The following is a 25,597-nucleotide window of genomic DNA, read 5'->3' on the forward strand; positions in this document are numbered from 1 at the left end:
ATCATTCTACTCTTGTCGGTCTGCATTAGTTGTTGGAAATTTCAACGTTGGCCATACGGTAAACGGCACCTTCGCCTTGTCCCCAGGCAGGGAAGACCATGATGACATTGATGGCACTGATGTCTAAACCAGCATCAAACAAGCGTTGCAGTGGGAAGCTGTAGCGTTGCCACTCACCGGCAACCGGGGCATCACCACCTTCGGTCAGTGGCAGTTCCACTTCGGTCGATGCGCCAATGGATTCAATTTTAAACAGCCAGGGGGCACTGGGCTCGTTCGGCAGCTCGACAATCTTCAGATCAAAGCTGACAGCGCCATTGGCCAGCAGAGCGGTGGCATCAAAGGTTACATCTTCATTGGCCAGAAAGCCCATGACAGTCGGTTGGCTACCAATAACAAACTGGGCGGTTGGGCCTTTTTCATCGTCCATTTCTACGGTTGGGGTAGAGCCACCACAACAATCCCAAATTGACCAGTCTGCATTCACCGTGTCGCCAAACAACACCAGGTTATTGCCTGCACCTGCATTGGGATTGTAAATTCGTACCTTGTTCATGCGGTACACCGCGCCTTCACCGGTACCCCAGGCAGGAAATACCATGATGACGTCGATGGCACTCAGATCCAACCCGGCATCAGACAGCGCTTGCAGGCTAAAGGTATAAGTTTGCCACTCTCCGGTCACCGGGCTCTGACCGCCATTACCGCTTGCCAAATCCAATTCGACTTCGGTGCTGGCATTGTCCGACTCAATTTTAAATCGCCAACCGGCATCCGGATTTGCCGGAGCACTTACTACTTTCAAATCAAACTGCACCACACCTTCATGCAGCAAGGCAGAAGCATCAAATGGATTACCACCGCCCAATGGGGCTCGGCCAATAAAGCCCATCACGGTAGGTGATGCGCCAATCTGAAACTCAGCCACCAAGCCTTGTTCTTCATCCATCACTTCAATCGGCGTGCTGCCACCACAACAGTCCCACATTGGCCAATCCAGGTTCTGCTCATTGTCGAAGATCACCAGTTCCGGGAAGCTTTGTTCGGCACCACTGATTTCGACTTGATCCAGTAGGTAGACAGCACCCTCACCAGCGCCCCAGGCAGGGAACACCATAATGACATCGATTGCGGATACATCCAGGCCTCGATCAGCCAGCATTTGCAGTGGGAAGGTATAGCTCTGCCACTGACCACTGACTGGTGAGACACCTTCCTGGCTTTCAGAGAGCGGCAGTTCGACGGCCGTGGTATTTTCATTGCTTTCTACTTTAAATAACCAGGCCGCATCCGGATTGTTGGGCATGGAAACCACTTTCATATCAAAGCGGATAGCGCCTGTTTCCAGAATAGGAGACGCATCAAAAGCTGCTGGGCTGCTGGTAAAAGCAGAGCGGCTGATAAAGCCATTGACGGTTGGCTCGCTGCCGACCAGAAACTCGTAGACATCGCCACGCTCGTCGTCGGCCACCAGTTGTGGGGTTGACCCCCCGCAACAGTCCCAGGCCGGCCAGCTTGGGTTGGCTGTGCCATTGGCGAAAATGGTCAGGTTTTGTGGCACACCGGCTGATGGTGGCGATGGGATCGGTGCCTGGCCAGTGACCAGGGTATCTTCATCTTTGTAACCGGCGCGCACGGTGGCACAGCCTTTGCCCGTTTTCGGGTTGGACGCACATTCGTACACCCGGACGTAATCGATTTCAAACACCTGGCCTTCGGCAAAGGCATCGGCATCGATGCCCAGGTTATTGACGTTTTCCGGCCAGTTACCACCCACTGCCAGGTTCATGATCAAGTGAAAGCGCTGATCAAAAGGCGCATTGTTGTACTGAGTTTCCAGCGCGCCGGTGATTTGATTGTAGTACTCGGCAAACCAGCCGCGATGCCGTAGCCCAACCACTTCGCCCTGGCTGTTAAAGCGCAGCTGAGAGGCCATTTGTGTCTGGTACAGATAGCCATCGACGTACCAGCGAATTTCGCCTTCTTCCCACTCAATGGCATAGGTATGAAAGCCATCGGCCGGGTTGGCACCATCGGGCAAAGTATATTCTTTGCCGGAGTACACATTGTTTGGCCACTCACGGCCATAATGCAGGGTGCCATAAACTCTGGATTCCAGGTTGCCCTCTTCATCCGCTACTTTCAGGTTAACGGCTTCCACAATATCAATCTCACCGGATCTGGGCCAGCCACCGTAGACAGAATCGGTTGGCATCATCCAAATGGCTGGCCAGCTGCCCTGGCCATAGGGCATTCTGGCCCGGACTTCAATCCGGCCATAACGCCAATCACCTTTATGCTTGGTGGTTAGCCGGGCTGATGTATAGGGCAGGGTAGCCCCTTCTTCTGCCGGTAAGGCAACAATTTTCAGGGTGCCATCGGAGACAAAGGCATTGTCCGGGCTATCGGTGTAGCACTGCTGTTCAAAGTTGCCGCCGCCCCAACAGTCGACTTCAAAGTTCCACTTGCGGGTATCGATGCTGTCGCCATCGAATTCGTCGCTCCAAACCAACTGCCAATCACTGACCGGCTCGGTCGGATCGACCGCAGTAAAGTCTGAGTTGGTGTTGACATCCCCGTCGCAACCCATCAAGCCACATACCACAAGGGCGGCCGAGAGTTGCTTTAATCGTGTTGTTGTAATCATAACTTGAGTTCCTGGTGTTGTTGCCTTACCTGTCTTTTGTCGTGGGTTGCAGCAGCCTTTATGTAAGCGCTTACATTTAGACTAGTGCGATTTTTGACCAAGGTCAATGCTGTTCTGGCTAAAAATTAAAAATACTAGGGCACGCCCCTAAGCTTTATGCCAGCCATGCTGGCAAGGTCCGCCGGCATGGCTGGCTACTTTGTCATCGCCGGACAGTAGTTTTGCAAGAACGCCTGATGTTGTGGCAATTGCGAAACCAACCGCTGATTCTGCAGTTTAATCTGGCTTAGGAAATGCTCGAGCTCTGGCTCGCTCATCAATTCCACGATTGGATGGTACTGCTCTGGTGTAATGCCCTGGCCCAACATCACTTGCGTCCAGGAGTTTTCGCCAAACAGCTCGTTTGGTACCTTAAACACCCGGCCTGTTTCCCTGAACAAGCGAATCCGGTGGGCCAGTGACTCCGGGATAGGCATGCTTTGGCAGTAACGCCAGAATGCGGTGTCGCGGCGTGCGGTCACGTGGTAGTGCAGAATAATGAAATCACGAATGTTCAACACTTCGTGTTCGGTTTGTTGATTAAACTCATCGATATCCGCCTGACTGATGCCATTGAGAGGGAACATTTGCAGCAAGCGGACAATGCTGCGCTGGATCAGGTGAATACTGGTCGACTCCAGCGGCTCAATAAAGCCACTGGATAAACCAACGGCAATGCAGTTCTTATTCCAGTGCTTACGGCGCATGCCGGTACGGAACTTGATAAGTCGCGGTTCTGTCAGTAAGTCGCCACTAAGGTTGGCCAGCAAGGTCGCTTTGGCCTCATCATCAGACCAATGCTTGCTGCAATACACCATGCCGTTCCCCACCCGATGCTGCAGCGGTATTTGCCACTGCCAGCCGGCACCATGCGCGATGGAGCGGGTGTAGGGCACCGGCTCCCGTGTGGCGCTGGTTTGCACTGCTATCGCTGAATCACAAGGTAACCAGTGACTCCAATCGTCAAAGCCAGTATGCAGGGTTTGCTCAATGAGCAGGGCGCGAAACCCGGTGCAATCAATAAAGAGATCGCCGGCAATACGCTCGCCGCTGGCCAGTTGCAGTGCTTTAATGGTACCGGTTAGTTCGCAGGTCTCCACCTTGGCAATTTTACCTTCGATGCGGGTGGCCCCGTGCTGCTCCGCCATGGCGCGCAAGAACCTGGCGTACAAACCGGCATCAAAGTGAAAGGCATAATTTAATGCTCGGTTCGGCAAATGGGCAAACTTACCGGCTTTAGCTGCCAGCAACTCAGGGCAATAGTCACCGTAGTCACTGGCCAATCCGACTTGCTGGCCTTTGAGCCAGAAATGCTGAAAACCCGCCGCCCAGCAGTCCTGGCCGGTAGTGCCGAAGGAGTGAATGTAATCCTGTCCCTGATCGCGCCAGTTTTCAAATTGGATGCCCAATTTAAAAGTCGCCTGGGTGGCGGCCATAAATTCAGCTTCGTTAATGCCCAATAGCTTGTGCAAGGTCAATAAGGGCGGAATGGTCGCCTCTCCCACACCGACGGTGCCAATATCATCACTCTCGACCAAACAGATGTCCAAGTGTTTGCCCAGTAATTTGGCGAAGGCGGCTGCCGCCATCCAGCCAGCGGTTCCACCACCGGCAATCACCACACGCTTGATTGCTTGCGACTGCATCTGCACCTCGTTGTTCACCATTAAGTTATCGGTTGAGTTTATTTAACAGTTCAGCACGGACTTGCCGGGCTGAAGTTTCCGTTAGGGGGCCTTGCAAACCTCGTAGGTGTTCAGGAATGTGTCCGGCCTGATCCTGGTCAAATACATAATGATCAAAATGCGCACGCCAGGCCGCTTTTTGCTCGGCTGGGAGCGCATTTAAACTGAGCATCGCCAACGTCAATGCCAGTTGAGGGCTGGGGACATAAGCCGGGCTGTCCCGCCACCAAAAATTCATCAGCACATTCAGTGGGCTCAGCGCCTCAACATGATGCCACCACATGCTGGGGATGATTAAGGCATCGCCTGGTTCCAATTCAACCACTTGTGCATGGGCCATGGCTTCGGCAAACTTTGGAAACTGTGCAAGATCGGGCTTAGCAAAGTCCACCAGACTAATCGGTCTGCCAGCGGGCGAGGCATCAAGCGGTCCAATGTACAAATTGGGTAATTGTTCTGGTGGAAACAGGGTAAAACGTCTGCGCCCGGCAACCACCACCGCCAGGTTTTGCGGTAAATCGGCGTGGGCCGCGACGCGGCTTTGATTGCCCAGCCACAAACTAACCAAGGGGTTATCGGTATTTTGCTCTAAAGCTGGCACGCTTTGCTCGGGCAGCCATTGGGGGAACCAGCGCGGTACAAAAGTGGACCCAACATACCAGTGGGCAGCGTCACCCGAAATAGACAGCAGTTGTTCAAGTGTGGCGCTCACAGGCTGAAAGTTATAGCCGCTGAAATCGGCATTGTAAAACACCCGGCCGCCACTTTGCACATCGCTGGTGTAAGCGGTAAGTGGCTCGCCACTGTAGTGGCGTAACAGATAGTCGCTGATGGCAACTTGCCCCTGGCAGGCAGCGCGCACAGCTGGCCAGTGTTTCGCAAAACCAGGCAAGTAGTGTGGCTGAGGACTATTCAGTTCAGCCATGCTGATGCTATCCGCGGTCTGGCCGGACAGCGTGGCTACCGGCTGTGCTTCGGGCCACATCTTAGTTCATGGCCACTTGTTGATTTTTAAAGCCAATCAAGCGGGCGAACTGTGCTTGCGAAGCCAGCATCATGTAAATCGCCTCCAGGTAACCGCTTTGCTGAAGCTGTGCCAATTGTTCGCTGCCAAGCTGCGCCAACTGGGGTTCGTTGATGGTATAAAAGCCATGCAAACTGTGTTGTTGGCCATTGTCTAAGGTGACATCCAGCACAAAGGACTCAATCAACTCCAGTGCCAGCAGCTGCTGACTGAACTGCTTGGCATCAATGAGACCATGGTGCAGGGTTTCCAGTTGCTCCGCTACTTGCTGCAGATAGGGACTGTGCCCCCCAAACTCTAAAAACAAGGCTTCACCACTGGTGCGGCTGACTTTCGGGTGTGCCGTATCCAGGTGGATCACGCGCTCACCATTTTGCAGGCCGATGGTAAAGGGCTGGCGTGCGATATCGAGTGGCAGGTAACCCGCTTGCCACTTCTGCTGTTGCACAAAGAGGTTTTCACCCGCTTGAAACCCCAGCAGCAACACCGGCATAAATTGACCGGTGTTGCCGTCTTTGTAGAAGAGGATGGGGTAATAGGCTTGCGCTGCACGGAATTCAGCTGGAAAGCTCAAGCAAAACATTTGGTTATCACCAAGCTCCGTGCTACGTTCTGTGCGAATTTTGACATCCAGGTGGTCCACATTATTGAGTAATTCGATAGTAGCCATCGGCTCCCCTTTAAATTTTTTGTAAGCCGTGAGTTTTGATTTGGTGCAATAATTCGCGATTAGGCACCAGACCCGCTCTGAGCTGTTGTATTTGTTGCTGCACTTCGGCAAAGGCCTGGTTGGCACGTGAGTTTGCCTTGTTAGGCCGCTCGCTCACTGGTAAGTGCCGCATGCCATAAAGAATGTATTGGTAACTAGCCGCCGGAAATAGCTCTTCCGCCATCGGTAAATCATAGCGGCTTGGCACCAGGTGTTGCCACATCGTCAGTTTTTGCTGCAGTGATGCTGGTATCGAGGCCTCAGCCCGTTGCGCCAGCCAATAGTCGCTGTCATCGCGGGTCGACAAGACGTAATGCAGCTTTAAAAACTCAACAATTTGCTGCCAGCGGTAACTGAAGGTTTGATTAAAGCGTTCACTGACGATGGCAAGTTGCGCCAGACTGCGCGGTAACTGCTCGCTAATAAAGGTAGCAGAGAGCTCGACCATCACCAGGGCAGATGCTTCCAGTGGCTCAATAAAGCCGGCCGCCATGCCGACAGCGACACAATTGTGCCGCCAGAACTGCTTTCGGTAACCCGGAGTGAACCGAATTAATCTGGGTTGGTAACGGGCGTTTAACTCCTGCTCGGATAAGTGCAGGTACTGCGCCAGGGTGCGATGTGCCTGTTCCTCATCGGTATGGCCACTGTGGTGCACAAAGCCGACGCCTCGACGGGTCGGTAAGCCAATATCCCAGACCCAGCCTTGTGCTTGGGCTGTGGCCAGTGTTGCCGATGCGATGGGCGCGTGATCATTCTCGTAAGGTACTTGCACCGCGAGTGCGCTGTCGTTCAAAAGAGAATGCTGCACACTCAGCAGAGGGGTTTGATAATGCTGGCCGAGCAGTAAGCTTGATAAGCCCGAGCAGTCGACAAATAGATCGCCAGTTAAGGCCCCATGCTGGGCAGTTTGCAGCCCGGCAATACGACCATCCGGATGACTCTGTACGGCAACAACATCATCCACCAAATGCTTCACACCAAGTCGCTTGGCATGGTTACTTAATAGCGCCACAAACTTACCGGCATCCAGGTGATAGCCGTAGTTTTGTAAAAACGCGTATTCCGGAGTGGTGATACGTTTGGGAGCTAACCCAGCAGCAATTATGGCCGGTTGGCTGGAGACTGCTGCTGCGAACTCGACCTGCTGATGGTGGCGAAACCAATGCTCAGCCATGTTCAGCTCATTCGCTGCCACGGGTGGGGTAAAGGGGTGGTAATAGCAATCTTGCGGCGCAGTGCTACGCCAGTTGCGGAACACACTGCCTTGTTTGAAGCTGGCATCGCAGCTTTGTATGAATTCGGTTTCAGAAATGCCAATCCGAGCTAAGGTCGCGCGCATGGATGGCCAGGTGCCTTCGCCAACACCAATGGTCGGTACCGAGGCAGATTCAATCAGGGTGATGTTGATGCGGGGATCAGCTTGATGATCCGCGGCCAATAAGGCGGCAGTCAGCCAACCAGCACTGCCACCACCGACAACGACAATCGTAACCCGTCCTTCACTGAACGGCTGTTCTTTTGTTGCGTCAGTCCGGTTACCGGTTGCGTCTGGGGTGGTTGCTTGCATCATCAGTACTTCTTGTAAAAAGTAGCCATCTTGCGATGGCTACTTGTTCAGGACAAGAGCAGGTTAGAACGTATACCGTGCGCCGATGGCAAAACGGCGGCCTGTTTCAGTATAGTTCACTAATTGCAGTGAGTTGCGTTCATGAGAGCGCATGGACTCGTTGGTCAGGTTGATGGCTTCAAAAAAGACCGTCAGCTTGTCGTTGACATCGTAGCTGGCGCTGGCATCCCACTGTCCGTAAGACTCTACGTAAATTGGATTTTGCAGGCCCTGGGCATTCACTGTGGATGCGAGGAATTTACCACGCCAGTTGTAAGCCAGACGTGCCTGGAAGCCATCTCTGTCGTAGAAGCCAACCAGATTGTAGGTATCGCTCATGCCAAGTAAGGCAAATTGCTCACCTAAGCTTTGATTGTCGTACTCAAAGTCACCATTGACGAGGGTAGCGTTGGCAATGACACCAAAGCCGGTTTCGCCGAATAAGTGCTGTACTGCCAGCTCCCAACCATCCAACCTGGCACCGTCCTGGTTCACCGGAATGATGATGTCAAAGTTGGCTGGCGCATCGCCCGGCACGCCCAGGATGAAGCCATTGGCATCGACCGTGTCCGGGAAATTCTCCCGAATATAATTACGAATGGCTGGGGTATTGTTGCCAACAGCGGCAACGGCTTCGGCATAACGAGGGCCTTGTGCCGGATGCGGCAAGTTGAAGGTTTGCTCCTGCACCGTAGTGCGGCCGATAAAGTTCTTCGCCTTTTTCCAGAAGTAACCGACCGACATGTAGCTGCCTTCGTCATAGTACCATTCCAGCGACAAATCGAAGTTGGTGGATTCAAACGGGTTCAAGTCCGGATTACCACGAGCCCCTGTACCGCCATCAATCCGCACCAGGGAGTTCAGGGTTTGCCCGCCCTGAATATCGGCATAGCTTGGCCGGGCAAGCGTTTTACTTGCTGAGGCACGTAGCAGCACATCATCAACAACTTCAACATTGAAGTCGATGTTTGGCAAGATATTGCTGTAATCGCCGGTCAATCTGGTGAAGTCACTCTCACCGGTGCTGATCAGGTTAAACTCGTTGTCACCGGCCCAGGCGATACCGCTGTAGACCGGTACTAAAGCGCGTGAGGTGACATCGGTCTTCTCGTAGCGGACACCGGCGGTTAAAAAGTACGGCATGACACCAAGGTCACCGGCAAAGTTGAACTGCACGTAAGCGGCTTGCTGTTTCTCGGTGGTGCGGCGGTCGGTGGTCATGTCCGACGAAGCACAAAACGAGGTACCACAATCCCCAACCGAGCCTAAGTTGCCATAAGTGTCGTTGGCAATTTGACGAATGGTGTTGAAGTCCCAACGGAAGAACTCTTGCAGCATGTCGCTGCCGCTGGAGGCATCAAAATTATCGGCCAATTGATCCAGTTTAAATACCGACGGATCGATATCACCCGCTGCCCCTAAGCCGCCCCAGTTATCTTGCTGCACGTTCGAAAAAGCGGAGCGATTTTTGGTTTCAGAGACCGAGACACCGAAGTCAATGTTGGTGAGCAAGCCCCGGTCAAACACATAGGTACCACGAACTTGCACTTGTTCGATATCACTGCGCATTTGGCTGTTACGGAATGAGCTGCCGGTGACCCGTACGTCTTCACCCCGAATACCGGTGAAGCCATCAGGGTAGGTAATGGCTAAAGTCGGTAAATCGCTGTCGAACCGTGCGGTGGTCACTGAGCGGACGAAGGTCGCGGTACCAATCACATTGTTACTGCCAAAGGGGCTATTGGGGCGCGATTCTGCCGACGAGTTATGATAGTCCAGCTCCAATTGCAAGTTAGGGTTTACTTGCCATTGGGTGTTGAAGCCCAGTGACTTGTTCTCGTTCACTGTCGAAAATTGACCACCGCCCATGGCTAAATCACCTGGCTCACCGAATGCTTCTGAGTACACAATGGGTGCCGCGACCGGGCCATCACTCCAGACACCTGTGGATGGTCCGAAGTTGAACCAGGCCGAAACGTCGTTGTAACGGTCTGATACTTCGTTTTTCGAATAGGTGTAATCCAGAGTAGTGGTGACGGCATCGACGGGACGATACTGCAGCACCAATTGGCCATTGGTCCGGGTTCTTTCTACTTCGTGGAAGGCGTAGCCTAAACTTTGTGGCACCGAGTAGATGGAATCGGCCGCTGGGTAGTTTTGGTGCGCATTGTCGCCATCCGGGATCAGGCCGCCCCAGTCGGCATTGCCACCATCCCAGTCGAAACCATTGACCGTGCCGGGGAAGGTGCGCCAGCCGCCAGTGTTGGCTTGCCTGTTGCCGCTATGGCGCTCTTGATACGAACCGCTGATGGCAACGCCAAACCTTTCGTCGTTAAAGGTATTGCTGTATAAGCCGGATATTTCCGGTGTGATGGTTGAGCCTTCGTCGGTGGATTGGTCCATCACCCCTTTGACCCCAAAAGTAGCCTGCATGCCAGGGGCATTCATGCGGTTTAATGGCCGGTTGGTCAGGATGTTAATGGTGGAACCCATGCCGCCGGTCGAAATGCTGGCACGGCCGGTTTTATAAACTTCAACCCCGGAAATCCCTTCCGCAGCAAGGTTGGCAAAGTCAAAGGAGCGGGATGAGGATGCGGTGGTGGCTTCCAAGGAGGAGGCTGGCATTTGCCGGCCGTTGAGCAACACCAGATTAAATTCCGGACCAAAGCCACGAACGGTCACCCGGCTGCCTTCACCGTTGGAACGGTCGATCGCCACACCGGTGATCCGCTGTAAGGACTCTGCCAGGTTGGTGTCCGGAAATTTACCAAAATCTTCCGAGGAAATGGCATCCACCACACCGGTGGCGCTGCGTTTTATATCCATCGAACGGATCAAACTGCCACGGATCCCCGAGACCTGAATAACTTCGATCTCTTCCTCAGCTGCTTGTGTTGCCAAGTCATCAGCCAACGCTGAGCTGAGCATGCCGGCGCCTGTCAGTAGTGAGATACTGACCGCCAGGCGTGAAAGTTTAAAACGGCTGTTGAGCATAACCTATCCCCTTGTGTGCTAATAATTATCAGACTTCTTGTTTTTCATGGTTGAGCAGAGCTAACCGGTACGTTTTGATAATTTATGTAAGCGCTTACATTGAGATTAGTTCAATTTGTAATCAAAATCAATGTGGCGCTGGTTAAAAAATAAAAAAAGCAGGAGTCATGCAGCGATGTATCGCTGCATGAGCCCGGCATCTGACCTAGCGACAGCTGGCTGGAGCCGCTGTCTGGTCCTGGGCAACAATACGGACATCGGCCAGGCTGATGTTTAAAGCTCCGGCTGTTTCCAGATACATCGCTGAGAACACCTGTTGCAGCGATAACCCTTGCTGTTGCAGGCAGCTCAGTGGCACGGCAATGGTACCCCATTCGCCTTCGCCCATTGCTTGCAGCTCGCTGGCAATGTTGACAGCGCCCTGACAGGCCTCGTTGCAATGCATGCCGAGCCAAACCTCATTGGGCACTGCGCCCTGACGCTTCACTTCAATGTGCAAGCTGCTGTCGGCCTCACCATAACCCCGCAAGTCACGTGGGAAGGCGCTGATAAAGCTCAGGCGGGCCAGCTGCTCACCACTGAACACAAAGCGGCGGGCATCTTCTTGCACCAGGCGGTCAAAAGTACGGCTGCTTAACCCAGGCAACTCCTGCACACTGCTGGTTACCGCGGTATGGTGCTCGCCACTGTTAAGGAACAGCTGCCAGGGGCTACGAGGCGCTCGCTCAAACACCACCAGATCGCTTAATTGACCGTCTTGCTCGACCTCTTCAGATAAATCATTACTAAGGACATCGGCATCACCGTAACGCAAGCCGAAACCATAGGGCAGCAGTGGCTGGTAATCGGCATCAAAGCGATTGACCACCGCTTGCTGCGGCGTCGCTGGCCAGGAGAAGGTCAAGCTGCCATGAAAGTCATGCTGCACTGCACCTTCGGCATCGCGCAGAATCACATCCGCCACCCCTTCACCCTCGCTGCCCGGCAGCCAGATGGCGACAAAGGCATCGGAGGCATTCAGCTCCGGGTTCACCCACATCGGACGACCACTGATAAAGAGGGACACCACTGGAATGCCTTCGGCTTTTAACTGCTGCAGCAGCGCCAGATCGGTCTTGTTGCCACGCTGGAATTCGAGGTTGTCGATGTCGCCATTGCCTTCGGCGTAAGGTTCTTCACCAAAGACCACAATGGCAACATCGGGCCGTTGCTGAAAGCTGCCATCTTCGCTGAGCTCGACCGAGCCACCGGCTGCTTCTACCTGACGGGCAATGCCACCGTAGATGGAGGTGCCGCCTGGGAAGTCGGCATTGGTGTTGCCGGTGCCTTGCCAGCTGATGGTCCAACCGCCGGATTGCTGGCCAATGTTATCGGCACCAGGACCTGTGACCAGCAAGTGCTGGCGTGGATCCAGTGGCAACAGCTGATCGTTGTTTTTCAGCAGCACCAGCGATTGGCGCACCGCTTCACGGGCAACTTCCCGGTGCTCTGCTGCGCCAATCAATTCCAGCCGGCCAGCCAGTGGGCGATTGGCCGGGCTTGGTTTGTCAAACAGACCCGCCCGCTTTTTCACCCGCAGAATACGGCGCACCGCGTCATCAATCCGGCTCATCGGGATCACGCCGTTTTCAACCTGCTCAATCAGGTTGTAATACAGCGGCTTCCAGGCATCGGTCGGCACCATGAAAATATCCAGCCCGGCCAAAGCAGCTTGCGGGCAGTCGGCGTTGGTGCAACCTGGGATCTGGCCGTGGCCATTCCAGTCACCGACCACCAGGCCATCAAAGCCCATTCGCTCTTTTAACACCTGGGTCAGCAGGTAATGATCGCCATGGATTTTTTTGCCATTCCAGCTGTTGAAGGTGGCCATCACGGTTTGCGCGCCGGCCGATAAACCACCGACATAGCCCTGGGCATGAATGTCAAACAGCTCTTGTTCAGACACTTCTGCGTCGCCCTGGTCGATGCCATCGGTGGTGCCACCATCGCCAACAAAGTGTTTGACGGTACTGATGACTCGTCGATCACTTAAAAAGTCGGCATCTGCAGCACCTTGCAGGCCACGTACAATGGCTGCGGAGTAGCTGCGAACGATTTCAGGATCTTCGGAGTAGCTTTCATAGGTGCGGCCCCAGCGCGGGTCACGCGCAACCGCCACCGTCGGGGCAAAGACCCAGTCGATGCCGGTGGCCATTACCTCGCGGGCGGTGACTTCAGCGATACGCTCAATCAGGTCGGGATTGTTGGCGGCGCCAAGGCCAATGTTGTGTGGGAAAATTGTGGCACCAATCACATTGTTGTGGCCATGCACCGCATCGGTGCCCCACATGGTGGGAATGCGGATGCCATTGACCGAGTCGTCCATCGAAGCCTGATACATGGCTTCGGCCAGCGCTATCCAGTCTTCGGGGGTGGCGTACTTGTCGTTGTTTGGGAAAGCGCCGCCACCGTTTAAGAAGGAACCAAAGCCGTAAGTCCGCATGTCTTCTACGGTGATATCCCGAATTTCCGGCTGGATCATCTGGGCGATTTTTTGTGGCAGTGTCATCTCGGCCAGCAGGGCGTCGATGGCCGCTTCCATCGCCGGATCCTTGGCAACCGGGCTGTCAATAACCGGCCAAATGGTGACATCGCCACGTTCGGCTGAGGCAGCATCGCTGCTGGGTTGCTGCTGAGTGCAGCCCGTTAGTGCCAGCACGCTGGCGGTAACAAGTGCCATCGGTAATCTCCGCATCCGGCCTGAGAGGGCAGTGAACTGAAAAACCATGAAAGCTCCTTAGGGTTGTTCGGCAGTGGATTGAGGTTTACAGCCTTTCAGGCCGTAATAGGCGATGTAGATATAGCATAGCAGCGGCAATAGGAAGGCTTGCTGCACACCGATTGTATCGGCCAGCACCCCTTGCAATAACGGCAGCACGGCACCACCGACAATGGCCAGACACAAAATGCCTGAGCCTTGACTGGTGTGTTGCTTCAAGCCGTGGATCGCCAGGCTAAAAATGGTGGGGAACATGATGGAGTTGCACAGCCCCACCAACAACAAGGACCACATGGCCAGTTTGCCTTCGCTTAGAATGGTGAGGGCCAGCAACAGCACGGCACAGAACGCATTAAAGGCCAGGGCTTTACCGGCATTAATTTTTTGCATGGCAGCGGCGCCGATAAAGCGGCCTAACATGGCGCCACCAAAATACCAGGCAATGTAATGGGCTGCCTGCGCTTCGCTCATGCCACCAATGTGCGGCATGGTCAGGTAACTAACCAAAAAGCTACCAATGCCAACTTCGGCACCGACATAGACAAAGATACCGACGGCGCCAAGCACCAAATGGCGGTACTGCCAGGCAGAGCCTTGCAAATGCATCGGGTTGCTGCGGTCTTTCTGTCCCAGCTTGGGCAGTTTAATCCAGGCAAAAATAATGGCCAGCACGATCAAGGACGCTGCCAGCAGCAAATAGGGCAGTTGCACCGAGGTCGGCGAGACCTGGGCATCGGCGGATACATCCATGCCGGAGAAAATGAGCCAGGCACCAAAGAAAGGCGCCACAGTGGTGCCCAGGGAGTTAAAGGCCTGGGTCATGGTCAGGCGTGATGAGGCGGTTTCTGGCCGGCCCAACACACTGACGTAGGGGTTGGCCGCTACCTGCAAAATGGTGATGCCCGAAGCCAGCACAAAAAGAGCGAACAAAAACAGCCCATAGACCTGAATTGCAGCAGCCGGATAAAACAACAAACAACCGGCACCGGCTATCAACAAACCGGTGACAATGCCGGACTGATAGCCAATGCGCCCAACCAACATGCCGGCAGGTACCGACACCACGAAATAGGCACCAAAAAAGCAAAACTGCACCAGCATGGCCTGGGTGTAGCTGAGATCAAACAACAACTGCAGATACGGGATCAAAATGTCATTGAGGCAGGTAATAAAGCCCCAGATAAAAAATAACGATGTGAGTGATGTCAGTGCAAAACGCAGGTTGCCCGGCTGTTTTGACTGCTCAGCCTCAGTAACCATTACCGGTGCTGTGGCCATAAGTTCCCCCTGTTTGGACAATATTCTCCCCGCCTGGCAACGCGGTACCGCGGGGATTATTGACGGTCTTGTTGTTCTGAGCCGTCTGCTGCTGAAAGCATTTGACGCTGAACAAATGACCGACTAGACTGAATGTAAGCGCTTTCATTTATAGCATAACTTCGGCTGATGGCAATGCTTTTTGTTGATTTTTTTGCCACTGGCCCCCAAGATCGAAGCATAAATTATGACCAAAATTACGCTGGCTGATACCTCGCCCTTGCTGCAACCGGACTTTGTGTTTGGCGTTGCAACCGCTGCTTTTCAGATAGAAGGCGCCGCCGACAGCCGCCTGCCTACCATTTGGGATACCTTTTGTGCTCAGCCTGGTGCGACCTTAAACGAGCCCTTTTGCAGCGCCTATCTGAGTTACGAAGCGGGCATTCATGCCCCTGGTGTACAAAACCGGCGCCAGGGCCGTCAAGTGGCGCATCATTTGTTGCTGGCGCATGGCTTGGCTATGCAGGTGCTGCAACGCAACTGCCCAAGCGCGAAAAATGGCATTGTACTGAACTTCAGCCCTTGCTATCCAGCTTCGCCCAGCGCGGCCGATCAGCGCGCTGCAGCCATGGCCGATGCTTATCACAACCAGTGGTACCTGCAGCCGTTGTTGCAAGGGCGTTATCCTGAGCTGCTTAATGAACTGCCAGAGAGCGATCAGCCGGATATCGAGCCGGGGGACATGGCGCTGATCGCTCAGCCACTGGATTACCTGGGCGTCAACTACTACACCCGCACTGTCTTTGCCGCCAACGAGGCGGGCTGGTTTCGGGATGTGCAACCCGTACAGCCACCATTGACCGACATGGGCTGGGAGATTTTCCCGCAGGGGTTAACCGAGATTCTGACCAGTCTGCACCAAAAATACAGCTTACCCCCAGTGTACATTACCGAAAATGGCGCAGCCATGCCGGACCTGCTGCTTGATAACCGGGTGCAGGACACAGAACGCGTGCGCTATTTTCAACAGCATTTGCAGGCTGTCGAGCAGGCTATCGTGGAAGGCGTTCCGGTGCAGGGCTACTTTGCCTGGAGCCTGATGGACAACTTTGAATGGGCCGAAGGCTATGCCAAGCGCTTTGGCATTGTTTATGTCGACTACCCAACGCAACAACGGGTGCTTAAAGACAGCGGTCTGGCCTTGCAGCAGCTGTTCAGGTATAAACAAGAACGCGCAAAGCGCTAAGGGCAGGGGCAGGTGATGCTAAGCAAACGGGAAAAAGTGGCCTATGGCCTGGGCGATACCGCCAGCAACATTATTTTCCAGACGGTGATGTTGTTTCTCACCTTCTTTTACACCGATATTTTTGGCATTTCGCCGGCGGTGGTTGGCAGTATGTTTCTGCTGGTACGCATTATCGATGCTGTCACCGATCCGCTGATGGGGGCGCTGGCCGATCGCACCAACAGCCGCCATGGCCATTACCGGCCTTATTTGCTCTGGCTGGCGCTGCCGTTTGCTTTTGTCAGTGTGCTGGCCTTTACCACTCCTGATTTTAGCGACCAGGGCAAGGTGGTTTATGCCTTTGTCAGCTACACCTTGCTGATGCTGGCTTACACCGCCATCAACATTCCTTACTCAGCCCTGGGTGGGGTGCTGACCAAGGATCCGGATGAGCGGGTCTCGGTGCAGTCCTACCGTTTTGTGTTTGGCATGCTCGGTGGCTTGTTGGTCACCGCCTGCACCATTCCAATGGTTAATTGGCTGGGGCAGGGTGATGCGGCCCGCGGTTACCAACTGACGATGCTGTTGATGAGCATCTTTGGTATGGCGCTGTTTTTGTTGTGCTTCCTGGGGACTAAAGAGCGGGTCCAGCCGCCAAAAGATCAGCAGCTGAAATTCTTCTCCAGCCTCAGGCAGCTCTGGCAAAACGAAGCCTGGCGGGTGTTGTGTGTAGCTGCTGTGGTGCTGTTAACCGGTATGGTGCTGCGCAGTACCCTGGCGATTTACTACGTGAAGTATTACCTGGGGCGGGAAGACTGGATCACCTGGTTTATCACCCTGGGCATGATTGGCAACATTTTAGGCTGTGCCAGTGCCCAGTTTGTCAGCGCCCGCATCGATAAGGTCCGCGCCTACATGGGCTTGCAGTGCATTGCTGCCGTGATTTGTTTGCTCAGCTTTTTTGTTGGGCCTGATCAGGCGGTGCTGGCTTTCGGTTTTTACTTTGTTTGGTGCTTTTTCCTGCAAATGGCGACTCCGATGCTCTGGGCCAAGATGGCCGATACCGTGGATTACGGCCATTGGAAAACCGGCCAGCGCATTACTGGCCTGGTCTACTCGTCGATTATTTTCTTTATTAAGCTGGGACTGGCGCTTGGCGGTGCTCTGGCGGGTTGGCTGCTGGCGTTTTATCAGTACCAGCCCAATGTGGTGCAGACCGAAAGTACCGCACAGGGCATTTTGTGGTCCTTTACGGTCTGGCCCGCGGTCGCCTCTTTGTTGGTCGCAGCCGTGATGACTCGCTACATCCTGACCCGCGACAAGGTGCAGCAGGTTGCCAACGAGTTGCAACAGCGTCAGTCCGAAGCGGGTGCTTCTTGACAGAAGTTCCGTTAAAATTCAGCCATTAGAGAGCAATGAAAGCGCATTATGCCAACCATTTATGAAGTGTCTAAACTGGCCGGTGTGTCACTGGCCACCGTGTCCCGGGTGATGAACAACACCAGCCCGGTGCGGGAATCGACCCGAAAAAAAGTGGAGGCCGCCATGGCGGAGCTGGGGTATCGGCCCAACTCCATTGCGCGCTCACTGGCATCCAATCGCTCCGACAGCATTGGCATTCTGGTGTCCGAGTTGCATGGTCCTTTTTACGGTGCCATGATCAGCAGCATCGAGGCGGAGTTTCGTACAGCGGGTAAGCACGTGATTATCGCCGCTGGTCACAGTGAAGAAGCCACCGAGCGCGATGGCATTGAGTTTTTGCTTAGCCGCAATTGCGATGCCTTGATCCTGCATGTGGAAGCCGTGTCCGATGAGTATCTGGTGCAATTAAAAGCCAAGGAAATTCCTTTTGTGCTGATCAACCGCCAGGTACCGCAGTTGCAGCCGCAATGCATCAGCTTAAACAACAAGCTGGGGGGCTATCTGGCAACGCAGCTGTTGTTGCGACAAGGACACCGGCAACTGGGCTACATCTCCGGCCCCTTGTGGAAAACCGATGCGCAGGATCGTTATCGGGGCCACCAGCTGGCCCTGCAAGAAGCTGGCCTTGACTGGGATCCAAAGCGGCTGTTCGAAGGGGATTACCACGAAGATGGCGGCAGTGCCGGCATTCGTTACTTTTTGCAGCAAGGCATCCCATTAACAGCACTGATTTGCGCCAACGATGAAATGGCCTCCGGCGCCATGACCGAAGCACGAGAGCAGGGGCTCTTTATTCCGCAGCAGCTGTCGATTATCGGCTTCGATAATGTCATGCTGAGCCACTACACCTACCCCAAACTGTCGACCATCGATTACCCCATTGCCGCCATGGGCCAAATGGCTGCCCGCTGGGTGCTAAAAGAAGTGTACCAACAAAAACAACCCGAGTTGCAGTTGGTGTTCGAGCCCCGGTTGATTGAGCGTGACTCTTGTGTTGTGCTGCCACAGCCTTGATGATAAAGATATAGCTTGCAGTCTAAAAGCTAAGCAGTAAAAAAGGGTAGAGTGTGCTCAAAGTTTCTGTTGTTGTGTTGTCGATTTTGTTGCTAGCTGCTTGCGATAAGATGCAAGCGTTGACAGAAGCTGAGCAGGTAGAGCGGACCATTCGGCAGGAGGTCCGTCGCGATCTGCGCGGCTTGAATGCATTGACCGATGCGGCAGAGGCTACTGCTTACGATGGTTTTGCCTGGCGTCGTGGTGAGCCGCTGCAAATTCGTCAGCGCCAGGGCTCTGAGCTGGTGTTGCTGGAGCAGGCAGCAGCGGCGGATGTCATCGCTACCGCTGTAGCACAGCGTATTCCAAGCTTTAGCCTGGTGCGTTACCAGCAGGGCTGGTTGGTGGTGTTTGATACCTATGTTAGCCCACACTGCCAGGTGGTGTATGCCTATGCCTACCGGGGTGAGCTAGCCGATACCCCACTGTGCAACCAAGACAGCTTTGGTCAGCAAGCCAATGGCCAGTGTCAAAGTCCTATTGTTGGTGAGTGGCAGGTCTTCAAAGAGTGGTTTTTTGCTGAATCTTTGTTGGCTGATGGCAACCCGAGGTGCCAGCAAGCAGCTCAGGCTTTTCATCACAATCCGGCACATTAATACTTTATTTGGTTATTGATTCTTAGCAGGCTGGTAGCGCTGAAGGATAGCTGCCACAGTGCCATCTTGCACCAGCTGGTGCAAAGTCTGTTGCAGCTGTTCAACCAAAGCGGGCTGGTGGGGATTAAATGCACAATAAACACCATCAGGCTCTGTCCACAGCGGGTCAGTCCTGAACTCCGCGTGACCAAATTTCTGTTGATGGTAGTAGTAGGCTAAGTCCACTGTCAGCACAACATCAAGCCGTTGTTGTTCCAGTCGAATTAAATTGCTGTGTAAAGAGTTGGCATCGTCTCGGATGGCCAATTGCTGCGAGAATAACAACTCCAGCTCTGGATAATTGAAGCCGCGATCGGTTCCGATACGTTTACCAAATAAATCGGTCATTTGTTGAATGCCCGGCGTGTTGCTGCGCCTGACCAGGAGCTGTTGCGTGCTAAAGAGTTTGGGGCTCCAGGACAACTGTTCTGGGTTTTCTACCCAGTCCGGGTTTAAAAAGCAAGCGATATCGGCTTCATCTTGAAGCAACCAGCTCTCAACCCGGCCTCGCGGCAGTGGCAGATGAGTCAAGCTCAATCCACTGCGCTTTACCAGTGCATCCAATAAGTCTTTACTGATGCCGGCGCTGAGGAAGCCTCGGTCGTCAAAGAGCGCATAAGGGGGCGCATTGGACTCACTGACAATAGCACGAAGCGGAACAAGGCGATCTGCGGCCACTTCGGTGGACAAAAGGAGCAAAAGAGTAAGAGCAAAGCTGCGCACCAACACCTCAGATGAATACGGCTGCAGCTTTTAACATAGCACAATGCGTTTAAAAAATAAGCGAATTTGATTGCTTTATTTTAAGGGTGAGCTGCAAGGGGTATCAGGAGTTAACTGCGATACAGGGTTTTGATCAAGTGAAAACCAAATTGGGTTTTTACCGGCCCATGCACTTCCAGCACCGCTTTTTTAAAAACGACTTCATCAAAAGCCCGCACCATTTGACCGGGGCGAAACTCACCCAAATCCCCACCTTTTTTACCGGAAGGGCACAGGGAGTGCTTTTTGGCCAGTTGACCAAAGTCGGCCCCTTTGGCCAGTTGTTGTTTTAGCTTCTCGGCTTCGGCTTTGGTTTTGACCAGAATGTGCAAGGCGCAGGCTTTAGCCATCGGTTGATTTCTCCGTCGATTTGCGTTGCCTGCGGCAGCGCTCTGAGCAGTAAGTGACCTCATCCCAGCAGTGTTGCCATTTTTTCCGCCAGGCAAAGGGCCGCAGGCAGACCGGGCAGGTTTTTTCGGGCAGGGTCAGTTTGTGGTGTGCCATGGCTAACTGCTGTAGATGGTAGTCAGCTCGTGCTGGTGCAGCACTTCGGCCAGCTCGGGGAGTTGAAATAGTTCGAGCCCCAGCACATCCAGAATTTGCGGAGCGTATTGCTCCCATTCAGGATCCAGATTGATGTCAAACAGCTGTCGGCTTTCACCGCTCATGTGCTCTGCCAGCTTGAGTACGGCAAACAGCCGCTGCTCCAGCTCGTTGTCCGACTCTAAAATCAGCGCCGGGCTGTGGTGGTAAGCAATGACATTGCACAGCTCGGTGGGCAGGCCCCAGGACTGGGCAATCAGATAGCCGAGGATTTCGTGACAGGTTTGAAAACGATGCTCCTCGGCTTCACTGTAGCTCTGACCAGCCAGGACGCCCACTTTGATCAGATCGACATAATTGGGCGCCTGCGCGGTGATTAAAGCGATGCCGGCATTGCGAAAGAGTCCGAGCGTATAGCAATCGTCGCACTGCTCCTGTGACCACTGCAGTTGACGTGCCAGGGTTGCGGCACTGTTGGCAACCAGCAGGGCATTGCTCCATAACTTTTGGGAAAAGGGATCTTTTTGCTGCCCTTGCTCCAGGGTAAAGCGCAGCAAGACACTGCGAATAAGTTTCACCACCCGGTTTAAGCCGAGAAACTTGCAGGCATGCTCGATGGAAGTGATCTTGCTGCGCAGCCCAAAGTAGGCAGAGTTGACGACTTTAAGCGTGAAGCCGGCGAGACCGATGTCCATATTGATCAGGGTGGCCAGCCGCTGGATATTGGGTTCCGGTTGCTGCACCAATTGCTGAATATGCAGCAACACATCGGGCTGGGGCGGGATGGTAAAGCCTTGCAGCGCCTGATCGATGGCGGTCATATCCAATGGCTGAACCATACATAGGTCTCCAACCTGAAGTACAATGATAAACTATTATTAAAGCAAAGTCCGTTGCCTTTGCCAACCAGTGCCAGCTTACGAGTCCAGGTAAGGCCGGCCACTGATCAGGCTGCGAGCCAGTTGCCACTCGGTTTCGGCATCCGGCTGTTGATCGGCGCTAAAATGAACCTCGAACTGCAAGTACTCATCGCTGTTTTGGCTGCTGACCAGCCGCTCTGGTACCTGGCCAACCTGACGGTAGCTGTGGATGGCAACCTGAGCTGCTTGTTCCATCAGCCCGAGAAAGTGGCCGAGCGGCAGCGTTTGAAAAATATCGGCTTCCAGGTGAGCCCAGCCCAACAGATCGGCACTGATTTGACCGTCTTTGTGATCAGTAAACAGCATGGAAACAGCAGCAGAATCTGGGTTTTCGCCACTCTGATAGCTGGCCGCATCCTGCTCATTAAACAGCATGACGTAGCCATAGGCCGGACAGCCTTCGGCATCCATGTCGTCAAAGGATGGATCATACACCAGAAAAAAGCGTTGCTCAGACATCAAAGCCCCTGTATAGAAATAAAACGCTATTGTACCGAACCAGAGGTCGGAGCTAAAGTGCTAATTTTTAGTCCTCTGCCTGGTACGGGATCTCCAGCAGCAAAGACAAGGCCAGCAATTGCACCTGTTGTGTCTCTGAGGCCTGGCCATCGGCTTTGGCACAGGCTTCAATGGCTTGCCACAGCTGCTGTTTTACTTTCGGGCTGGCGGCCATCAATGTGCTGAGTTCTTGTTGCACCAGCTCATAACTGGACTCGGGGGCTTTGGTATCCGCGGGCAGCTGCAGGCTGGTAAGGGCAGCCTGCCAACTTTGCTGTATCACGGCTGCATCTTCGGAGCTGGCGTTGGCAATCAGACGCAGTAGCCGCAAACTTTCAGTCTGAATGGCGGCAAAGTCACGGGCGGAGGTGCCGCGTACCACATCGCCGCTTCGAAACTGGCTGGCTACGGTATGGTCCACCAGCTGGGCAATGGCCCATTCCAGCAAATGCAACTGACCATCGGCTACGATGACTTGCTGCAGCAGCTGTTCAAAGCGCTCAAAGCGAATGGCGGTCAGGGTTTTCAGACTGGGCACCGACAGCTGCGCCAGCATTAGCTTTTGTCGCGGGCTCAGTGGCTCGACCTGGCTGAGCAAGCGATCGACATCGCTCAGCAGGGCATTGGATCCTTGTTCGCGGATGCACAGCAGTTGCTGTTGCCGACTGTCATCGTCATCGCTTACCAACAGTGCCAATAGCAGGGGCTCCGCTTGCAGTGGCTGGTGGGCACTTTGCAGCAGCAACACCGGCAATGCTGCCAGCAGGCGCTGGGCCGGGCTTTGAGTGGTCGTTTCTTCTGCCTGTGGTGTGGGCTCGGTTTGTGGTTGATTGTCTTCTGTCTGGCGGGCCTGGGGCAAACGGCCATTCCAGCGCGGTTCCAGCCGTTTAATGCGATCCTGCAAGGGGGGATGGGTAGCGAAGATGCTGGCCCAGCGGCTGATGGCCTCGCCAAAAAACAGATGGCTGTTTTCATCGGCATTTTGATGCTTCAGTTTGGTGCCGCGACTGCTGGCAGCAATTTGCTTTAACGCACCGGCAATGCCGGACGGGTTACGGGTAAACTGGACCGCCGAGGCATCAGCCAGGTATTCGCGTTGCCGGCTGACAGCGGCTTTGATCAGGTTGCCAAAAAATGCCCCCAAATACCCCAGAATAATAAAACCCAGACCCAGAAACAAAATGGCTGCTGCACCGCCGCCGCCATTTTTGTTGCTACGACTGCTGCGCGCTGCGATATGGGCGCCGCGACTGCCGCGTAGCAACAGGTAACCCACATGGCCCACAAACAAGATGCCGTTGAGCACGGCGATCATCTTAATGTTCATTCGCATATCGCCATTGAGGATATGGCTGAACTCATGGGCCACCACGCCCTGGAGTTCATCGCGGTTCAGTTGCTGCAGGCAGCCCTCAGTGACGCCAATGACGGCATCGGCCGGGCTGTAGCCTGCGGCAAAAGCGTTGATGCCGCTCTCAGGCAACAAGTAGACGGTTGGCACTGGCAGGTTGGCTGCCAGTGCCATTTCTTCCACCACGTTTAGAAGCTGACGATGTCTGGGGTCGGTGGTATCCGGTGCAAGCCGCTGTCCACCCAGCGATTCGGCCACCACCCGGCCCCCCTGACGCAATTGCAGCCACTTGACCAGCATGGCGGTGGCAATGGCACCCAGTACAATCAGACTGGTCCACAGCAGCAGCTCGGTCTGGAAAAAGCCGCGCTGCAAGCCGGACTGGATGGCCTCGGTATCGGCGAAGCCGAATACCAGTGCTACCAATACATTAGTCAACAGCAGCAGCAGGGCCACTGCCAGGCTAAAAAATACCACCAGGATGCGGGTGTTGCGTCTGGCTAAATCCTGCTGGCTAAAAAAGTTGCTGGCCATGGTGCCTTAAAAGCTAACTTTCGGAGCAGCCTGAATGGCCTGACTGTCTTCAAACTCCAGCAATTTGGCATCGGCACCATGGCCAAAGGTCGGCGCCAGCATCACCTGAGGGAAGCTTTGCTTGTAGCTGTTGTAGCTGGTGACCGCATCGTTAAACGCCTGGCGGGCAAAAGCAACCCGGTTTTCGGTGCTGGTTAGCTCTTCAGACAACTGCATCATATTCTGGTTGGCTTTTAAATCCGGATAGGCCTCCATCACCACATTCAAGCGGCTCATCGCTCCTTGCAGCATTGACTCGGCACCTGCCAGCTGGCTCATGGCTGCTGCATCGCCCGGGTTGTTGGCGGCCACCTTCAAACCGGCTGCTGCGGCATTCCGTGCATTAATCACGGCCTCCAGAGTGTCGCGCTCATGCGCCATGTAGGCTTTGGCAGTTTCCACCAGATTGGGGATCAGATCGTAACGGCGCTTTAACTGCACTTCAATTTGGGCGAAGGCATTTTGGTAGCGGTTTTTGAGCTTTACCAGCGTATTGAAAATGCTGATGATAAAAAACAGCAGAATCAAAATGACGGCAAAAATGATTAAAGATGTCATGGAGTATCCTCGTCAACGACGCGACTTAAAATGTGTATGGGTATAGTGTTAACTTTCCTTTAAACCTTTGTCCAGTCCTCATCGCGAGAAAGTCAGAAAAAAACGACAGTTGGCAGCAAGGACTGTGGCTATTCCAAGTTCGATGGCATGCTATACTGCCGCCCAGCAACGAAAGGAGTGCATCAAGTGGACTTTAAACACATTTCAGTGCAGGAGACAGCCAGCCGCATGGCGGATTCTGCCGTGGTCATTGCCGATATCCGTGATGAGCAAAGTTATGCGGCAGGGCACATTGCAGGTGCCTGGCACCTGACCCAGGCCAGCCTTGCGAACTTTATCGCCAAGCACGACAGCAGCACCCCGGTGGTGGTGGTTTGTTACCATGGCAACTCCAGTCAGGGAGCCGCACAGTATCTGGTGCAGCAAGGCTTTGCCGAGGTGTACAGCATGGACGGTGGCATGGCTTTGTGGCAGCAACAGCATCCGGTACAAAGCGGCCATGGTTAAATTGGGCGAACTCAATTCGGTGCAGGCGGCGCGGCTGTTCGCCGATTACTGTGTCACCCAGGGCTGGTCGGTCCAAGCCGAAGCTGAAGGTCCGGACAGTGCGGCACTCTATGTCGATGAAGCTCAGCTGACCGAGGTCAGTCAGGCGCTGGAGTTATTTTTGCAAGAGCCGGGGCACAACCGTTACTACGAGGCTGCCTGGCAACGCAGTCAACTGGCCGAGGGCATGGGATCGCTCTGGACGGGTCTGGACGCCCGGGCCTTCAGTGGTCCAGTCACCTTGCTGGTGCTGGCGCTGGCGCTGCTGGTGTATGGCTGGCAGTTGCTCGCGCCAATGCAGGCGCTGTCAGCTTTGTGGATAGAGCCTCAGAGCACTGGTGTTAGCTTGAGTGGGCTTTGGCGCTGGTTCAGTCCGGCGCTGTTGCACTTTTCTTTGACCCATTTGGTGTTTAACCTGCTGTGGTGGTGGCTGCTGGCCGGTCAGTTGGAGCGGTGCCTGGGCAGCGTCCAGCTGCTGTCATTGGCATTGAGCAGTGCCTTGGTGGCGAATGTGGCGCAGTACCTGTTGGTTGGCCCTCATTTTGGTGGTTTATCGGGCGTGGTGTATGCGCTGTTTGGCTACTTTTGGTGGGCTGGCTGGTTGAACCCGGCACAGGGACTGCGGTTGGAAAAAGGGCTGATCATCTTTATGTTGGTCTGGCTGGTTCTGGGGTTCCTGGATGTGCTCTGGGTATCGATGGCCAATTGGGCCCACCTGGGGGGCTTGCTGGCCGGTTGCGGCTGGGCCTGGTTGCTGCGCCATCAACCAGGGCGCCCCGCCTGAAGTAC

General features: G+C 54.3%; 21 protein-coding genes. 6 read left to right on the forward strand and 15 right to left on the reverse strand.

All coding sequences use genetic code 11. From position 1 onward, the window contains the following. Window positions 1-25: 25 nt before the first annotated feature. The 8 genes from Q3O59_RS01635 to Q3O59_RS01670 all read right to left on the reverse strand — a co-directional run bounded on the left by Q3O59_RS01635 (window position 26) and on the right by Q3O59_RS01670 (window position 14,743). The gene (locus Q3O59_RS01635) at window positions 26-2,647 is read right to left on the reverse strand and encodes a glycoside hydrolase family 16 protein (protein ID WP_305943945.1); all 2,622 of its coding nucleotides are present in this window, start codon (window positions 2,645-2,647) and stop codon (window positions 26-28) included. 194 nt (window positions 2,648-2,841) lie between these two features. Then, entirely contained in the window at window positions 2,842-4,332 is a 1,491-nt protein-coding gene (locus tag Q3O59_RS01640) for a tryptophan halogenase family protein (RefSeq protein WP_305943946.1), read from the reverse strand. Window positions 4,333-4,357: 25 nt separating this feature from the next. Next, window positions 4,358-5,356, reverse strand: coding sequence for a cupin-like domain-containing protein (locus Q3O59_RS01645; protein WP_305943947.1), 999 nt, complete (start codon window positions 5,354-5,356; stop codon window positions 4,358-4,360). A 1-nt stretch (window position 5,357) separates the two neighbouring features. Beyond that, a complete protein-coding gene (locus Q3O59_RS01650) occupies window positions 5,358-6,065 on the reverse strand; it encodes a SapC family protein (protein WP_305943948.1) in 708 nt (235 codons plus the stop codon). Between the two features lie 10 nt (window positions 6,066-6,075). Continuing rightward, window positions 6,076-7,674 carry a tryptophan halogenase family protein gene (locus tag Q3O59_RS01655; protein WP_369812346.1) on the reverse strand — a complete coding sequence of 533 codons (1,599 nt, stop codon included), beginning with the start codon at window positions 7,672-7,674 and terminating at the stop codon, window positions 6,076-6,078. A gap of 63 nt (window positions 7,675-7,737) precedes the next feature. After that, a complete protein-coding gene (locus tag Q3O59_RS01660; RefSeq protein WP_305943950.1) occupies window positions 7,738-10,707 on the reverse strand; it encodes a TonB-dependent receptor in 2,970 nt (989 codons plus the stop codon). 205 nt (window positions 10,708-10,912) lie between these two features. After that, the gene (locus tag Q3O59_RS01665; protein ID WP_305943951.1) at window positions 10,913-13,426 is read right to left on the reverse strand and encodes a glycoside hydrolase family 3 protein; all 2,514 of its coding nucleotides are present in this window, start codon (window positions 13,424-13,426) and stop codon (window positions 10,913-10,915) included. A 57-nt stretch (window positions 13,427-13,483) separates the two neighbouring features. Then, entirely contained in the window at window positions 13,484-14,743 is a 1,260-nt protein-coding gene (locus Q3O59_RS01670) for a sugar MFS transporter (RefSeq protein WP_305943952.1), read from the reverse strand. Between the two features lie 226 nt (window positions 14,744-14,969). Between Q3O59_RS01670 and Q3O59_RS01675 the strand changes: the two genes are divergently transcribed. From Q3O59_RS01675 to Q3O59_RS01690, 4 genes are all read left to right on the forward strand, one after another. Then, window positions 14,970-15,968, forward strand: coding sequence for a family 1 glycosylhydrolase (locus Q3O59_RS01675; protein WP_305943953.1), 999 nt, complete (start codon window positions 14,970-14,972; stop codon window positions 15,966-15,968). Between the two features lie 15 nt (window positions 15,969-15,983). Continuing rightward, the gene (locus Q3O59_RS01680) at window positions 15,984-17,327 is read left to right on the forward strand and encodes a glycoside-pentoside-hexuronide (GPH):cation symporter (RefSeq protein WP_305943954.1); all 1,344 of its coding nucleotides are present in this window, start codon (window positions 15,984-15,986) and stop codon (window positions 17,325-17,327) included. A 48-nt stretch (window positions 17,328-17,375) separates the two neighbouring features. Further along, on the forward strand, window positions 17,376-18,383 hold the full coding sequence (locus Q3O59_RS01685; protein ID WP_305943955.1) for a LacI family DNA-binding transcriptional regulator: 1,008 nt from the start codon (window positions 17,376-17,378) through the stop codon (window positions 18,381-18,383). Window positions 18,384-18,493: 110 nt separating this feature from the next. Further along, the gene (locus Q3O59_RS01690; protein ID WP_305943956.1) at window positions 18,494-19,018 is read left to right on the forward strand and encodes a hypothetical protein; all 525 of its coding nucleotides are present in this window, start codon (window positions 18,494-18,496) and stop codon (window positions 19,016-19,018) included. A 12-nt stretch (window positions 19,019-19,030) separates the two neighbouring features. Here Q3O59_RS01690 and Q3O59_RS01695 read toward each other — a convergent pair whose 3' ends face one another. The 7 genes from Q3O59_RS01695 to Q3O59_RS01725 form a co-directional block, all read right to left on the reverse strand. Next, entirely contained in the window at window positions 19,031-19,735 is a 705-nt protein-coding gene (locus Q3O59_RS01695) for a substrate-binding periplasmic protein (protein WP_305943957.1), read from the reverse strand. Between the two features lie 155 nt (window positions 19,736-19,890). Further along, on the reverse strand, window positions 19,891-20,169 hold the full coding sequence (ppiC, locus tag Q3O59_RS01700; protein ID WP_091343414.1) for a peptidylprolyl isomerase PpiC: 279 nt from the start codon (window positions 20,167-20,169) through the stop codon (window positions 19,891-19,893). Further along, the gene (locus Q3O59_RS01705) at window positions 20,162-20,323 is read right to left on the reverse strand and encodes a DUF2256 domain-containing protein (RefSeq protein ID WP_305943958.1); all 162 of its coding nucleotides are present in this window, start codon (window positions 20,321-20,323) and stop codon (window positions 20,162-20,164) included. Before Q3O59_RS01705 ends, ppiC begins: the two co-directional genes overlap by 8 nt. 2 nt (window positions 20,324-20,325) lie before the next feature. Then, entirely contained in the window at window positions 20,326-21,201 is an 876-nt protein-coding gene (locus Q3O59_RS01710; RefSeq protein ID WP_305943959.1) for an HDOD domain-containing protein, read from the reverse strand. A gap of 78 nt (window positions 21,202-21,279) precedes the next feature. After that, entirely contained in the window at window positions 21,280-21,741 is a 462-nt protein-coding gene (locus tag Q3O59_RS01715) for a hypothetical protein (protein ID WP_228591424.1), read from the reverse strand. Window positions 21,742-21,808: 67 nt separating this feature from the next. Further along, entirely contained in the window at window positions 21,809-23,665 is a 1,857-nt protein-coding gene (locus Q3O59_RS01720; RefSeq protein ID WP_305943960.1) for a M48 family metallopeptidase, read from the reverse strand. Between the two features lie 6 nt (window positions 23,666-23,671). Next, window positions 23,672-24,262, reverse strand: a complete 591-nt coding sequence (locus tag Q3O59_RS01725) for a LemA family protein (protein WP_228591419.1) — start codon at window positions 24,260-24,262, stop codon at window positions 23,672-23,674. A 186-nt stretch (window positions 24,263-24,448) separates the two neighbouring features. On the opposite strand from Q3O59_RS01725, the gene glpE reads away from it, so the two are divergent. Then, complete coding sequence (gene glpE, locus Q3O59_RS01730; protein ID WP_305943961.1) at window positions 24,449-24,769, forward strand: thiosulfate sulfurtransferase GlpE; 321 nt, start codon at window positions 24,449-24,451, stop codon at window positions 24,767-24,769. Further along, window positions 24,762-25,592: a rhomboid family intramembrane serine protease GlpG gene (gene glpG / locus Q3O59_RS01735; protein ID WP_305943962.1), complete on the forward strand. Its 831-nt coding sequence runs from the start codon at window positions 24,762-24,764 to the stop codon at window positions 25,590-25,592. Before glpE ends, glpG begins: the two co-directional genes overlap by 8 nt. The last annotated feature ends 5 nt before the right edge of the window (window positions 25,593-25,597 follow it).

This window comes from Alkalimonas delamerensis, from assembly GCF_030717955.1.
In the GTDB taxonomy this organism is placed as follows: domain Bacteria; phylum Pseudomonadota; class Gammaproteobacteria; order Enterobacterales; family Alteromonadaceae; genus Alkalimonas; species Alkalimonas delamerensis.

Coding starts and splice junctions, on each gene's coding strand:
- Q3O59_RS01635 (WP_305943945.1), bottom strand. CDS start 2,647: ATGATTACAACAACACGATTAAAGCAACTCTCGGCCGCCCTTGTGGTA.
- Q3O59_RS01640 (WP_305943946.1), bottom strand. CDS start 4,332: ATGCAGTCGCAAGCAATCAAGCGTGTGGTGATTGCCGGTGGTGGAACC.
- Q3O59_RS01645 (WP_305943947.1), bottom strand. CDS start 5,356: ATGTGGCCCGAAGCACAGCCGGTAGCCACGCTGTCCGGCCAGACCGCG.
- Q3O59_RS01650 (WP_305943948.1), bottom strand. CDS start 6,065: ATGGCTACTATCGAATTACTCAATAATGTGGACCACCTGGATGTCAAA.
- Q3O59_RS01655 (WP_369812346.1), bottom strand. CDS start 7,674: ATGCAAGCAACCACCCCAGACGCAACCGGTAACCGGACTGACGCAACA.
- Q3O59_RS01660 (WP_305943950.1), bottom strand. CDS start 10,707: ATGCTCAACAGCCGTTTTAAACTTTCACGCCTGGCGGTCAGTATCTCA.
- Q3O59_RS01665 (WP_305943951.1), bottom strand. CDS start 13,426: ATGGCACTTGTTACCGCCAGCGTGCTGGCACTAACGGGCTGCACTCAG.
- Q3O59_RS01670 (WP_305943952.1), bottom strand. CDS start 14,743: ATGGCCACAGCACCGGTAATGGTTACTGAGGCTGAGCAGTCAAAACAG.
- Q3O59_RS01675 (WP_305943953.1), top strand. CDS start 14,970: ATGACCAAAATTACGCTGGCTGATACCTCGCCCTTGCTGCAACCGGAC.
- Q3O59_RS01680 (WP_305943954.1), top strand. CDS start 15,984: ATGCTAAGCAAACGGGAAAAAGTGGCCTATGGCCTGGGCGATACCGCC.
- Q3O59_RS01685 (WP_305943955.1), top strand. CDS start 17,376: ATGCCAACCATTTATGAAGTGTCTAAACTGGCCGGTGTGTCACTGGCC.
- Q3O59_RS01690 (WP_305943956.1), top strand. CDS start 18,494: ATGCAAGCGTTGACAGAAGCTGAGCAGGTAGAGCGGACCATTCGGCAG.
- ppiC (WP_091343414.1), bottom strand. CDS start 20,169: ATGGCTAAAGCCTGCGCCTTGCACATTCTGGTCAAAACCAAAGCCGAA.
- Q3O59_RS01705 (WP_305943958.1), bottom strand. CDS start 20,323: ATGGCACACCACAAACTGACCCTGCCCGAAAAAACCTGCCCGGTCTGC.
- Q3O59_RS01710 (WP_305943959.1), bottom strand. CDS start 21,201: ATGGTTCAGCCATTGGATATGACCGCCATCGATCAGGCGCTGCAAGGC.
- Q3O59_RS01715 (WP_228591424.1), bottom strand. CDS start 21,741: ATGTCTGAGCAACGCTTTTTTCTGGTGTATGATCCATCCTTTGACGAC.
- Q3O59_RS01720 (WP_305943960.1), bottom strand. CDS start 23,665: ATGGCCAGCAACTTTTTTAGCCAGCAGGATTTAGCCAGACGCAACACC.
- Q3O59_RS01725 (WP_228591419.1), bottom strand. CDS start 24,262: ATGACATCTTTAATCATTTTTGCCGTCATTTTGATTCTGCTGTTTTTT.
- glpG (WP_305943962.1), top strand. CDS start 24,762: ATGGTTAAATTGGGCGAACTCAATTCGGTGCAGGCGGCGCGGCTGTTC.